Annotated in this window: 15 protein-coding genes; 10 read left to right on the top strand and 5 right to left on the bottom strand. The window is 71.5% G+C overall.

The annotated features are described in order from the left end of the window. Nucleotides 1-20 precede the first annotated feature (20 nt). A complete protein-coding gene (locus HF577_RS33755) occupies nucleotides 21-248 on the top strand; it encodes a hypothetical protein (protein ID WP_211175252.1) in 228 nt (75 codons plus the stop codon). Between the two features lie 71 nt (nucleotides 249-319). Here HF577_RS33755 and HF577_RS33750 read toward each other — a convergent pair whose 3' ends face one another. Then, entirely contained in the window at nucleotides 320-1,060 is a 741-nt protein-coding gene (locus HF577_RS33750) for an SDR family oxidoreductase (RefSeq protein WP_169400060.1), read from the bottom strand. Between the two features lie 93 nt (nucleotides 1,061-1,153). Between HF577_RS33750 and HF577_RS33745 the strand changes: the two genes are divergently transcribed. Next, on the top strand, nucleotides 1,154-1,714 hold the full coding sequence (locus tag HF577_RS33745) for a TetR/AcrR family transcriptional regulator (RefSeq protein WP_169400059.1): 561 nt from the start codon (nucleotides 1,154-1,156) through the stop codon (nucleotides 1,712-1,714). A gap of 30 nt (nucleotides 1,715-1,744) precedes the next feature. Here HF577_RS33745 and HF577_RS33740 read toward each other — a convergent pair whose 3' ends face one another. The 4 genes from HF577_RS33740 to HF577_RS33725 form a co-directional block, all read right to left on the bottom strand. Next, a complete protein-coding gene (locus HF577_RS33740) occupies nucleotides 1,745-3,079 on the bottom strand; it encodes an MFS transporter (RefSeq protein ID WP_312859554.1) in 1,335 nt (444 codons plus the stop codon). Between the two features lie 389 nt (nucleotides 3,080-3,468). Next, complete coding sequence (locus HF577_RS33735; RefSeq protein ID WP_169400058.1) at nucleotides 3,469-3,825, bottom strand: hypothetical protein; 357 nt, start codon at nucleotides 3,823-3,825, stop codon at nucleotides 3,469-3,471. Between the two features lie 37 nt (nucleotides 3,826-3,862). Next, a complete protein-coding gene (locus HF577_RS33730; protein WP_169400057.1) occupies nucleotides 3,863-4,303 on the bottom strand; it encodes an Hsp20/alpha crystallin family protein in 441 nt (146 codons plus the stop codon). A gap of 146 nt (nucleotides 4,304-4,449) precedes the next feature. Continuing rightward, a complete protein-coding gene (locus tag HF577_RS33725; protein ID WP_169400056.1) occupies nucleotides 4,450-5,301 on the bottom strand; it encodes a chymotrypsin family serine protease in 852 nt (283 codons plus the stop codon). A gap of 245 nt (nucleotides 5,302-5,546) precedes the next feature. Here HF577_RS33725 and HF577_RS33720 point away from each other — a divergent pair, with 245 nt between their 5' ends. From HF577_RS33720 to HF577_RS33685, 8 genes are all read left to right on the top strand, one after another. Continuing rightward, the gene (locus HF577_RS33720; RefSeq protein ID WP_169400055.1) at nucleotides 5,547-6,203 is read left to right on the top strand and encodes a DedA family protein; all 657 of its coding nucleotides are present in this window, start codon (nucleotides 5,547-5,549) and stop codon (nucleotides 6,201-6,203) included. 21 nt (nucleotides 6,204-6,224) lie between these two features. Beyond that, nucleotides 6,225-6,479, top strand: a complete 255-nt coding sequence (locus tag HF577_RS33715) for a hypothetical protein (RefSeq protein ID WP_169400054.1) — start codon at nucleotides 6,225-6,227, stop codon at nucleotides 6,477-6,479. Between the two features lie 108 nt (nucleotides 6,480-6,587). Then, on the top strand, nucleotides 6,588-7,028 hold the full coding sequence (locus tag HF577_RS33710) for a nitroreductase family deazaflavin-dependent oxidoreductase (RefSeq protein ID WP_169400053.1): 441 nt from the start codon (nucleotides 6,588-6,590) through the stop codon (nucleotides 7,026-7,028). A 332-nt stretch (nucleotides 7,029-7,360) separates the two neighbouring features. Continuing rightward, nucleotides 7,361-8,569 (top strand): substrate-binding domain-containing protein, encoded by a 1,209-nt coding sequence (locus tag HF577_RS33705; RefSeq protein WP_169400052.1) that lies wholly within the window; start codon nucleotides 7,361-7,363, stop codon nucleotides 8,567-8,569. After that, the gene (locus tag HF577_RS33700; protein ID WP_169400051.1) at nucleotides 8,566-9,339 is read left to right on the top strand and encodes an ABC transporter ATP-binding protein; all 774 of its coding nucleotides are present in this window, start codon (nucleotides 8,566-8,568) and stop codon (nucleotides 9,337-9,339) included. The genes HF577_RS33705 and HF577_RS33700 overlap by 4 nt, the downstream gene beginning before the upstream one ends. Further along, nucleotides 9,336-10,046: an ABC transporter ATP-binding protein gene (locus HF577_RS33695; RefSeq protein ID WP_169400050.1), complete on the top strand. Its 711-nt coding sequence runs from the start codon at nucleotides 9,336-9,338 to the stop codon at nucleotides 10,044-10,046. Before HF577_RS33700 ends, HF577_RS33695 begins: the two co-directional genes overlap by 4 nt. A gap of 100 nt (nucleotides 10,047-10,146) precedes the next feature. After that, nucleotides 10,147-11,034 carry a branched-chain amino acid ABC transporter permease gene (locus HF577_RS33690; RefSeq protein ID WP_169400049.1) on the top strand — a complete coding sequence of 296 codons (888 nt, stop codon included), beginning with the start codon at nucleotides 10,147-10,149 and terminating at the stop codon, nucleotides 11,032-11,034. Continuing rightward, a partial coding sequence (locus HF577_RS33685) for a branched-chain amino acid ABC transporter permease (protein ID WP_169400048.1) occupies nucleotides 11,031-12,082 on the top strand: 1,052 nt, incomplete at its 3' end. The genes HF577_RS33690 and HF577_RS33685, both read left to right, overlap by 4 nt.

Genomic DNA, 12,082 nt, shown 5'->3' with positions numbered 1-12,082 from the left:
TTGTATAAGAGACAGTCACGATGGTGGTGCTGGGGGAGGCGCTCTGGCTGGGTCTGTCCCTCCACTACTGGGGGGAGGCCGCCGTCTACCTGGCCGTCGGCGCGCTGCTCACGACTTTCCTGACCGTCTACCTGGCGCGCGCCGGGGTGCGCCGCTACTGGCTGTGCGCCGTGCTCGCTCCCGTGGGGGGTCTTGCCTTCTACCTCGCCGAGCTGGGCATCCTCGACGCTCTGCTCGGATCGATATAACTGCGTCCAACTCCTCGCTCGGCCGAATGCGCTGGTCACACTCATTCATCGGGATATGCGCTCCAGTCCTCTCAGCCCTGCCTGGCGGGCCGGATGGTCATGTCCCCGATCTCCACGTCATCGGGCTGTTCGATGGCGAACGCGATGGCACGCGCCACGGCGTCGGGGCTGATGCCGAGCGTCGCCATGGCGTGCTGGGCCTGTTCCCGCGTCTCGGGGTCGTCGATGTGGTCGACGAGTTCGGTGTGCACGTATCCCGGCGAGATGGACGTCGTGCGGAGAACGCCGTCGGTCGACTCCTGGCGCAGAGCTTCCAGCAGCGTCCGCACGGCGTTCTTGGTACCCGCGTAGACGGCTTGGGTCGGGACGATCTTGAGGCCCGACGTCGACACGGTGGTGACGAAGTGCCCATGGCCCTGGCTGCGGAACACCGGCAGCGCGGCGGCGATGCCGTGGAGGACACCGCGCAGGTTGACGTCGATCATCGCGTCCCAGTCGTCGACGTCGAGGGCCGCCATGGGGGCGGTCCGGGCGACTCCGGCGTTGCCCACCAGGACGTCGAGGCGTCCGAACCGGGTAACGGCCAGGGTCACCAGTCGCTCGAGATCGGCGCGCCTGGTGACGTCGACCTCCAGCATCTCCGCGCGGCCACCCTCGGTCCGGATCCGCGCCACGAGCGCGTCGAGCCGGTCGGTGCGCCGGGCGCCCAGCACGACAGCCGCGCCACGGGTCGCCAGCTCCAGTGCGGTGGCCGCCCCGATACCGCTGCTGGCTCCGGTGATGGCGACGACCTTGCTGTCCAGTCTGCTCATCGATGTGCCCCCTCTAAGCTGACAGTTGTCCGGTTACGGGTCGCACGGTACCGGACAACTGTCCGCTTCAGCGAGTGGGAAGGGAGGGACGTCGTGGCGGGTCGTGGGCGCCGTTCCGACGCCGTCGCCAACCGCGACCGCATTGTCGAGGCTGCGCGGGCCGAACTGAGCAGGTCCAACGGCGCGGCCGCCGACCTGAAGCTGCACGGGGTCGCCAAGTCGGCGGGTGTCGGACAGGGCACCCTCTATCGGCACTTCCCGACCCGGGAGCACCTGCTGGCGGAGGTGTACCGGTACGAGCTGACCCAGCTCGTCGACGCCGTGGCGCCGCTGCTGGCGGAACATCCCCCGCTTCGGGCGCTGACCTGCTGGCTGCAGCGGCTGGTCGAGTACGCGCGGGTCAAGCGTGGTGTCATGGCGGCGATCGAGGCATCGGCGTGGCGCGACGTCTACGTCGACCAGCACCACCGGCTCGACGAAGCGCTCGGGACGTTGCTCGATCGGGGACGGGCCGCCGGTCAGGTGCGCGACGGGGTTGATGCCGCTGACGTCATTCTTCTCCTGGGTGCCTTGTCGCGTATCCCCGAGGCGGAGTGGGGCACGCGGGCGCAGACGATCGTGACGCTCGTCGTCGACGGTCTGCGCCCTCGTTGAGAGCACGACAGGCGCGGCGGTGGTAGGCGCTCAGGCGCGCTTCCCCGAGGAGGCCAGCGGGGAGTCGACGGTGTCGAGGTCACGCCCGCGGGTCTCCGGGGAGAGCAGCGTGGTGATCACCGAGACCACGACCAGAGCGATCACCCACCAGGTGAACGCCGCCGGGGCGTGGTGTGCGGAGGCGTAGGCCTGGAGGTAGGGCGCGGTGCCCCCGAAGACGGCCACGGCCAGGGCGTAGGGAAGGCCGAAGCCCAGGGCACGCACACCGGTGGGGAACATCTCCGCGAACAGCGCCGGGATGATCGAGACGGTGCCGGCCACCAGGATCAGCGCGATGCTCATCGCCACCAGGAGCTGCCACGCCTGGCCCTGGATCAGCGCCTGCAACGGGAAGGAGAGCACCGCGAGCAGCACCCAGCTGACCAGCAGGACCGGTCGGCGTCCGATGCGGTCCGACAGCGCCCCCCACAGCGGCAGCACCGCGATGAACACCACGGTTGCCACCGAACCGGCCCAGAGGGCGCCGGCCGCGTCCGTGCCGCGTTGTCCGATCGCCAATGTCGGTGCCGCCACCGACCACGAGTAGAACGTGATGGTGCCGCCTGCGGTCAGGCCGATCACCCGCAGCAGAGCGGAGGGACGCGCGACGAACTGCTGCCATGTCGTCCTTTCCCGGCGGCCTGTGGTGCGGGGGGCGGTGGCTCGCGCGAAAACTGGGGTCTCTGCCAATCGCTTCCGCATGACCACCGCGAACACGCCGAGAATGCCGCCGAACAAGAACGGGACACGCCATCCGAAGGCCAGCAGGTCGGCGTGGCTGAGCAGGGCCGCGAGAAGTGCTCCCAGCACTGTGCCGAACAGCGTGCCCAGTGAGCCGGAGAAGTAGATGAGGCTGGACCAGAGTCCGCGCCGGGGCGCCGGGGAGACCTCCACGAGGTAGGTCTGCGCGGACGGCAGCTCGCCGCCTTGGGCCAGCCCCTGGATGAGCCTGGCCAGCAGCAGCAGCACGACCGGCGCGGCGACGCCGATCGTGGCGGCGGTCGGCGTGATGCCGATGATCAGGCTTCCGCTTGCGGCCACGGCGACGGCGAGCGTCATCGCCGGCTGCCGTCCGATCCGGTCGGCCATCCAGCCGAAGAGAAGGCCCCCGAAGGGGCGTGCGACGAATCCGACCGCGAACACGGCCAGTGTGCTCAGTAGGTCGGTGTCGGCATTTCCGCTCGTGAAGAACTGGGTGGAGAAGAACACGGAAAACGTCGTGTAGATGCTCCAGTCGTACCATTCGATTGCGTTTCCGATGCCGATCGCAGCCAGCAGGCCACGTCGACCGGGCATCGAGCCCGGGTGCTCCTCGGATGCCGTCACAGGACGGTCACCTGCACTTTTGTTGCGGTCACCGGACTCGGCACGACGATCCCCCCAGGGTCGGTCATGGATATCCGAGCCTAGCTGCCGCGCCCTGTAATGACAGGTGACTATCGTCGCTTCATCATCTGCCGATAATGAACGTTGGTCCAGTTCTGGTCGGTTCTGGAAATTCGCGGACGGGGAGAGGGTTAACTTCGTACGCTGTACGCGGTGCCCTTCGCGCTGACAGCCGCTGCACCGCGGGCCCGGGCGTGCGGCCCGGCGCCGGTCACCGTCGCTGTCGCCGATAAGGCGTGAGGCGGGCTCGCTCAGGGGAGTCGAGGAGCGCGGTCGCCTGCAGAGTGTGATGCGGTGATGGGCGCGGGGCCGCAACGCGTCTTCGGTTGTCAGGTCGTCCGAGTGATCACCTCCTGTCGGTGCAGGGCCGGCGCCGTCGGTGCTGTCGCCGTGGGGAACCCGTCATCAGGTGGTGTCCGGAAGGGCGGCCCACGCTGCCGGGCCCGGATGTCCCGCGCGGGACCGCCCTCCGGGGTGGGCTCGGGGGGCGGCGGCGCGCCGTCCGCGTCCAGTGGTGCGACGGCGGCTGTGACGGCTGCCGCCCGCCGGGGCGGCAGCCGCCGCAGCTGCCCGGCGGCGTCCGGGAAGTTCGCGGCGATGATCGCGTCGAACTCCGCTCGCAGTGCCCCGCGGTCCATGCGGAGTGCCTCGACGGGTGTCCGTTCCATCAGGTGCTGGTTCGTCATGCCCGTGCCTCCCGGGTCAACCGGGTGATCGCTGCGGTCAGGCGTTGATCTGCTTCTGTTCGCTCTCGACGTCGGCGATCGCGATCTTGCGGGGCTTGGCCTGCTCCGCCACGGGGATCCGCAGCGTCAGCACGCCCGCCTCGTAGGTCGCGTCGATGTGGTCGGCATCGAGGGTGTCGCCGAGGAACAGCTGGCGGGAGAACACCCCGAGCGGGCGCTCGGCCACCTGGAACTCGACGTGCTCGCCGCCGGCGGCCGGGCGTCGTTCGGCCTTCACGGTGAGGACGTTGCGCTCGACGTCGAGGTCGATCGCGTCGGGGGACACCCCGGGAAGGTCGAAGGCCACCACGAACTGGTCACCGGCGCGGTAGGCGTCCATCGGCATCGCCGTGGGACGCGACCAGGTGCCGGGGGAATTGCCGAACACCTGCTGGGTCAGGCGGTCCAGCTCCCGGAAGGGGTCGGTACGCATCAGCATCGCTCGCCACTCCTCTCCTGCTCGACACTGAAGCTGCGATGCGTCCGGAGCGGGGAGGAGGGCCTCGACCGCTCCGATAGCTACAACGATAACTACAGATTTCCTTCGATGCAAGATGGGGATGTCATCGATCGGGCGATCCAGGATCAGCTCCGGGGCGGAGTGAACGGCTTCGTTCCTGCCATGAGAGAGACCCGCCCGATGCCGCCGTAGCGGTTGGCGTAGTTCAGGGCCATCGCGAGGTCGGTGACGCCGTTGGTGCCGGTGCCGTCGAGGAACTGCGTGCTGAGCACGCCGAACGCCCTGCCCTCCCCGTCGAGGTAGCCGCTGCCGGAGTCACCGGGACGCCCCGGCGGGACGGTGTCGACGCGGTGGGCGCGCCCGCCGCCGCTCTCGCTGACGGCCTTGCCCTCCTTGACCACCGTGCCGCCGTTGTTCGGCTGGTAGCTGAACACCGGCTCCCCGTTGGCCGTGCCGTTGGTGTCCAGCGCGGTGGGGCCGCCGAGGATCGGCACGCTCGGGTCGACCGCCGCAGCCGTGGCGGAGTCGAGCTGGACGAGGGCGAAGTCGTTGTAGAGGCACAGCGACTGGTTCGTCTCGCCGCGCTCCTTCATCGTGGCCCAGGAGCTGTACGCGAGCCGGCCGGTGCCGGTGGCGCCTCCTCGGCCCTCGATGCGGACGGTGGTGCCGAGCGGGAGCGTCTGCTCCTGGCAGCCGCTCAGGTCCGTGGACGCGCCTGCGCTCGCACAGTGGGCGGCGTAGCCGAGGTAGGTCTTCCCGCCACCGGAGAAGGCGAAGGCGGCCGTGCAGGCGTTGGCACTCTCGTCGTCGATCGGGCTGATCATCAGGGCGCCGGGCGAGATGGTGCCCTCGCCGGCCTGGGTGGGAGCCGGTGCGGCCGGGGCGGCGACGGCGACAGCTGCCGGGCCTGCCAGTGCCAGCAGCGCGGCGACCACCATCACGGCGACGGCGCGGAGCGCCGTACGTCGTCGATCCATGGGAGCCTCCTCGTGAGCGTCCGCCCCGGTACGTCGAACTCTATGTGGCGGCGCGCGGGAAGAACGTGCGCGACGGAGTGGTTGCGGACGGAGCAACGACGAGCTCGGACGGTGGGGACAACCTCCGTCCGGGTCATCCGGGTACCACCACTGGTTGCCCGCCGTCCATCTGTCACTCTGGGAGGAGCTCCCCAGATGTGGGCCTCGCGCCTGCGTACGACCGCACCCGAGAGGACCCGCCCATCGTGCTGGAAGTCGTGGCCGTCTGCGATGCGATCCTGCACAGCCCCTGGCTGTTGCCCGTGCTCGTGGTCCTGATCGCCATCGACGGGCCCTTTCCGGTGCTGCCCAGCGAGACGCTGCTGATGAGCGCGGCCTCCGTGGCGTTCGGCACACACAACGCGCTGGCGGTGACCGGCCTGTTCGTGGCCGCTCTGATCGGCTCGGTCGCGGGCGACTTCCTGGTCTTCGGTCTCGGCCGTTCCTCGCACCGGGTGCTGGCCCGCGCCACTGAGTGCGAGGGTGGACTGTCGTCGTGGGTCCGCCGCCACCTGCTGCTGCGGCCCGGCACCGTGCTGGTGGGGGCCCGGTTCGTGCCGGGCGGGCGGCTGGTGAGCACGGCGGCCGCCGGCCGCTTCGGGCTGGACGTGCCCCGCTTCCTCGTCGGCTCGGTGGCCAGCTCCGCGGCGTGGAGCGTCTACATGCTGCTGATCGGGCTGCTGCTCGGCCCGATCACCGGGGGCAGCCCGCTGCTGAGCCTGCTCGCCGGTGCGGTGATGGCCGTCCTGACGGCGGGGCTGTTCGCACTGGTGCAGCGCGTCCGGGCCTACCGGGCGCGCCGGGCGCTCGCGGCCGCGCAGCACCCCACCGAGCCGCCGTTGGTGCTGGTCGCGCCCCGCTGATCAGCGCCATACTCCGGCCCCATGGGTGAAGAACGGTGGGTGGCCGAGGTCGGCACCGACAACGCGCGCTGGCTCGCCACCGAGAGCCGCACCGCGCGGCTCGCGTCCGAGTACCGGCCCCGCGAGGTCGGCGAGGGTCGCGTCGAGTTCTCCGCACGCGCCCTCGGGGCTTCTCGTGAGCTCGGCGAGGAGGAGGACGGGTTCATCACCGACGACGGCGACGGCCTGAGGGTCTGGATCGGGGACGACGCGTTCGACCTGCTGCTCGTCGAGTAGTGAGATCGCCGGACCCGAACGAGAGCAGTGCTCTTGACGCTGTCGACCACACCTGGTTCACTGCTCGTGAACGAGAGCGCTGCTCTCGAATTGACGAGGAGAGCCACCATGACCAGTGCCCGCAACATCCGTGCCGCCCGGGGCACCGCCGTCTTCAACAGCATCGTCGGCCGGCTCACCGGTCTCGGCCTGAGTGTCTTCGGCTCCCGGTTGCTCGCCGTCCGCGGCCGGAAGAGCGGCGAGTGGCGAACCACTCCGGTCAACCCGCTCGTGCACGAGGGTGTGCGGTACCTGGTGGCCCCGCGCGGGCACACGCAGTGGGTACGCAACCTCCGGGTCGCCGGAGGGGGAGAGCTGCGGCTCGGCCGCCGGGTGGAGGCGTTCACCGCCACCGAGCTCGTCGACGCCGACAAGCCCCCCGTGCTGCGGGAGTACCTGCGGCGGTGGAAGTTCGAGGTCGGAGTGTTCTTCGACGGCGTCGACGCCTCGGCGAGCGATGAGCAGCTGCTGGCGATCGCTCCGGGGTACCCGGTGTTCCGGCTGCTCTGACTCGGGGGGATCAACCGGTGCCGGCGGAGGCTCCCCATTGTCCGCCGGCCCCGGTCACTCGGAACAACGGCTGACACTTCGTCTGGTTTCGGTCGATCTGTACTCTCCGTCGAGTGGGGGAACACGATCTGTGATCGACGTACCCCTCTTGCCGTCGGGAAGCGGTGCAGTTGCGCGTTCGGCGGCACGTGGAATGCGCCGAATGGGCGAGTCGCGGCGGGGAGTGCGCTGACCACACTCCGGAGGTAACCGCTGTGGCGTCGGCGCCCATGGTCGACCGGTCCCGTGCTTCGTAGCGTCCTCGCAGCCCCGCGTGTGCTCGAGGAGGAGTCATGCTCCAGCGTTCCGGTCGCTCTCCAGCGGCCCTGCTCATCGTCGTACTGGCCGTGTTGCTCGCCGCCTGCGGCGCGCCCGGATCGAGCGGCGAGGGCTCCGGTGCCGACGGCGCGACCGCGCCGCTGCGGGTCGGACTGGTGCACTCCACCACGGGCCCCCTCGCGAGCTACGGCGCTCAGTACACGGCAGGGTTCCGGGCCGGCCTGGACTACGCCACGGGCGGCACCGGGAAGGTCGGCGAGCGCTCGGTCGAGATCACCGAGGCCGACGACGCGGGCGACCCGGCCAAGGCCGTCGCCGCCGCCACCGACCTGATCGGACAGGGCTACAAGGTGATCGCCGGGTCGACGGCATCGGGCGTGGCACTGCAGGTGGCGCCGCTGGCCGAGGAGAACCGGGTGCTGTTCATCTCCGGCCCGGCCGCCACCGACGCGGTCACCGGCGCGAACGCGTACACCTTCCGCTCGGGGCGCCAGACCTACCAGGACGTACTGACCGCCGGGACGATCGTCGGCGACCCGGCCGGTCGCTCCGTGATCGTGTTCGCACAGGACAGCGCCTTCGGGCAGGCGAACGCCCAGGCGGTGACCACCGTGCTCGGCGGGAAGGGCGCGCGGGTCACCCCGGTGCTGGTGCCCGCCGGTGCCACCGACCTCACCCCCTTCGCCCGGCAGGCCGTCGACGCCGCACCGGACCTGCTGTTCGTCGCCTGGGCCGGCGCCAACGCCACCCAGATGTGGCAGTCCCTGCAGCAGCAGGGCGCCTTCGAGGCGTCCACGGTGGTGACGGGGCTGGACATCAAGGCCACCTACCCGATCTTCGGCCCGGCCGCCGACAAGATCCACTTCTTGTCGCACTTCTTCCCCGGCGCCACCTCCAACGAGGCCTACAAGGCGCTGGAGGCGGGCCTCGCGAAGCAGGGCGCCGAGGTCGACCTGTTCACCAACGACGGGTTCGTGGCCGCCCAGATGGTGGTGCACGCCCTCGAGGAGGGCGGCGACGACACCGCCGCGATGGCCAAGGCCCTCGAGGGCTGGACGTTCACGGGGCCGAAGGGCGAGACGACGATCCGCGCCGAGGACCACGCCGTGCTGCAGCCGATGTTCACCGCACGGCTCACGCCCTCGGGCGGCGGCTTCGCGCCCCAGCTCGTCGACACCCTCTCCCCGGACGCGGTGGCCCCACCCGTCGCACCCGTCAAGTGAGCCCGGTCGACGTCACCGCCACGGCAGCCCCGGTCCTCGCCGCCCACGACCTCGGCTGGGTCGTGGGCGGCGCGGTGATCCTCGCGGAGGTGACCCTCGGCGTCCGCGACGGCGAGCTGCTGGCCGTGATCGGCCCGAACGGCGCGGGCAAGTCCACGCTCCTGCACCTGCTCTCCGGGGTGCGGCGCCCGACGAGCGGCACCGTCGAGCTGGGCGGGCGGGACGTGACCCGCGCGTCGGCCGCCGCCCGCGCCCGGCACGGCCTCGGCCGGACGTTCCAGACCTCCAGCCTGTTCGGTGGTCTCTCGGCCAGGGAGAACGTCCGACTGGCGGTGCAGAGCCGCAGGCCGGGCCCGCTGTCGGTGCTGCGCGGGGCGCAGGGACGCGACGAGCTGGCCGAGGCCGACGCGCTGCTGGAGCAGGTCCGGATGGCCCGCCGCGCCACGGCGACGGCAGGCGAGCTCTCCCACGGCGACAAGCGCAAGCTCGAGATCGCGATCGCACTCGCCCGGAAGCCGTCGGTGCTGCTGCTCGACGAACCGATGGCCGGGGTGTCGGTGGAGGACGTGCCCGCTCTGGTCGAGCTGATCGGCGGCCTGCGTGCCGGCGGGGTCAGCGTGACCATGGTCGAGCACCACATGGACGTCGTGCTCGGGCTGGCCGACCGGGTGGCGGTGCTGCACCACGGCAGGCTGCTCGCGGTGGGCTCGCCCGCCGAGGTCACCGCCGACGCCACGGTCCAGCAGGCGTACCTGGGGGAGGAGCTGTGACACACGCTCCCGTGCTCGAGCTGGACGACGTGCACGTCCGCATCGGCGGCTCGCACGTCCTGCAGGGGGTGTCGCTGACCGTGGCACCGACCGGGGTGACCGCGCTGCTCGGCCGCAACGGCGTCGGCAAGACCACGACCCTGCGTGCCGTCGTCGGGCTGGTGCCGCGCACCGGCTCCATCCGGCTCGCGGGCGACGAGATCGGCCGCGGGCGCACACCGTGGGTGGTGCGTCAGGGCGTCGGCTACGTGCCCGAGGACCGGGAGGTGTTCGCGACCCTGACGGTGGCGGAGAACCTGCGGCTGGCCTGCCCCGACCCCGAGCCGGAACGCGCGGCGCTCGTGCACGAGCTGTTCCCGGAGCTGGCCGAACGCCGCAAGCAGCGCGCGGGGACGCTCTCGGGTGGGCAGCAGCAGATGGTGGCGCTCGCGCGGGCACTGCTCCCGCCGAGCCGGCTCCTGCTGATCGACGAGCCGACCAAGGGTCTCGCGCCGCGGCTGGTCACCGAGGTGGCGGCCGCGCTGGAACGGGTGGCGCAGGTGACGCCCGTGCTGCTAGTGGAGCAGAACCTGCCCGTGGTGCGCAGGCTCGCCGGGGACGTCGTGGTGCTCGACGCCGGCCGCGTCGTCCACACGGGACGGGCCGACGAGCTGCTGGCCGACCATGGCCGGACCAGGGAGCTGCTCGGAGTGGGGAGCCGTTCATGAGCGAGCTTGCGAGCGAATCAGCGGCCATGAGCGAGCTTGCGAGCGAATCATCGATACAGCGCCCGTGCGAAGCACCGGCCGAGCGCAGCGAGGCCGTGTGATGAGTACGTTCGTACTGCTCTTGGCGACGGGGCTGGGGCTCGGGGCGCTGTACTTCCTCGTGGCCTCCGGGCTGAGCCTGATCTACGGGCTGATGGGCGTGCTGAACTTCGCGCACGGCGCGTTCCTCGCCGCGGGCGCCTACGCGGCGTGGTGGGCCGCGTCCGGCGGGCTGCCCGGCGCAGGTGGTGACGGCTGGGGGTTCGTGCTGGCCACCGCGTTCGGGGTGGTGGTCGGGGCGGCCGTCGGCGCCGGTGTGGAGCTGCTGCTGATCCGGCCGCTCTACCGTCGCCACATCGAACAGGTGCTGGTCACCGTCGGGCTCGGGCTGGTGGGCGTGGCGCTGCTGCGTGGCATCTGGGGCGCCGACCCGCTGCCGTTCCCGCGGCCCGCGCTCGCGTCCGGTGTCACGACGATCGGGGGCGCGGCGATCCCCAACGACCGCTTCGTGCTCCTCGTCGCCGCCGTCGCGGTGCTGCTCGGGCTCCTGGCGTTGCTCCGGTTCACCCGCATCGGGCTGGTCATCAGGGCCGGGGTGGAGAACCGCTCGATGGTCGAGGCGTTGGGCATCGAGGTGCGCCGCACGTTCACGCTGGTCTTCGCCATCGGTGGCGCGGTCGCGGCGCTCGGCGGCGTGCTCGGGTCGGTGTACCTGGGCAGCGTGTCGCCGGGACAGGGCACCTCGCTGCTGATCTTCGCGTTCATCGTCGTCGTGATCGGCGGTCTCGGCTCGCTGACCGGGTCGGCGGTGGCCGCGGTCGTCGTCGGGCTGGTGCAGCAGCTCGCGAACTACTACACGGCCTCCGGGGTGGGTGACCTGTCCGTGGTGCTGCTGCTCGCGCTGGTGCTGCTCGTGCGTCCGGGTGGGCTGTCGGGGAGGACGGCATGAGCATCGTCGAGCAGGTCCGGCAGCGGGCGACGGCCGGTGAGGCGCCGCAGCGCGCACCGTGGTGGCGCTCGGCCGTGGCGCCGGTGGTGGTGCTCGTGGTGCTCGCGGCCCTGCCGTACGTCTCGGTGCCGCTGCCCGGGGTGCTGCCGGGGCTGGTGAACAGCCCCGGGTCGATGCAGCTACTGGCGCTCTGCCTGGTGTTCGGGGGCGTCGCGCTGTCCTACGACCTGCTCTTCGGACGCACCGGGCTGCTCTCGTTCGGCCACGCGCTGTTCGTCGCGGCCGGCTCCTACACCGCCGCGCTGGCGCTGGCCCGGCCCGGAGTGGGCCTGGCCGCCGCCGTCGGGATCGCGGTGGTGGTGGGCGTGGTCCTGCCGCTGCTCGTCGGCGCGGTCGCGCTGCGCGTCACCGGCATCGCGTTCGCGATGGTGACGCTGGCGTTCGCGCAGGCCGGGTCGATCCTCGTCCTGCGCAACCCCGGCGGGTTCACCGGTGGCGAGGAGGGCCTCCCGCTCGACCGCGAGGGCCTCCCGGACCTGCTGGTCGGCGTCGTCAACGCGCCGTACCGGTATTGGCTCGCGCTCACGTACCTGGCGCTGTGCTGGGGGGTGGTGGCCTGGCTCGTGCGCTCGCGCGCCGGACACATCTGGGCCGCGGCGCGGGAGAACCCCGAACGCGTCGCGGTGCTGGGCCTCTCGGTGTACCGGGCGCAGCTGCTCGCCGTGCTGGTGGCGGGCCTGCTCGGCACGCTCGGCGGCGTGGCCCACCTGCTCGTGGTGGGCGGGGCGACCCCCTCCCTCACCACCAGCGAGCTGACCCTCGGGCTGCTGGTGATGGTGGTGCTGGGTGGCGCGGGCAGCAGGTGGGGTGCGGTGCTCGGCGGCGTGCTCTACACCTACCTCGACAACCGGTTGCTGGAGCTGGCCGGTTCCGACGCGGTGGCCGGGCTCCCGGCCGTGCTGCGCGTGCCGCTGTCGGAGCCGACGTTCGTGCTCGGCGCGTTGTTCGTGGCGGTGGTGTTCTTCGCCCCCGGCGGCCTCGTCGGGCT

The sequence above is a fragment of the Pseudonocardia xinjiangensis genome (genome assembly GCF_012911925.1).
Taxonomy (GTDB): Bacteria; Actinomycetota; Actinomycetes; order Mycobacteriales; family Pseudonocardiaceae; genus Pseudonocardia; species Pseudonocardia xinjiangensis.
This window is presented reverse-complemented; position numbering and strand designations above follow the sequence as displayed.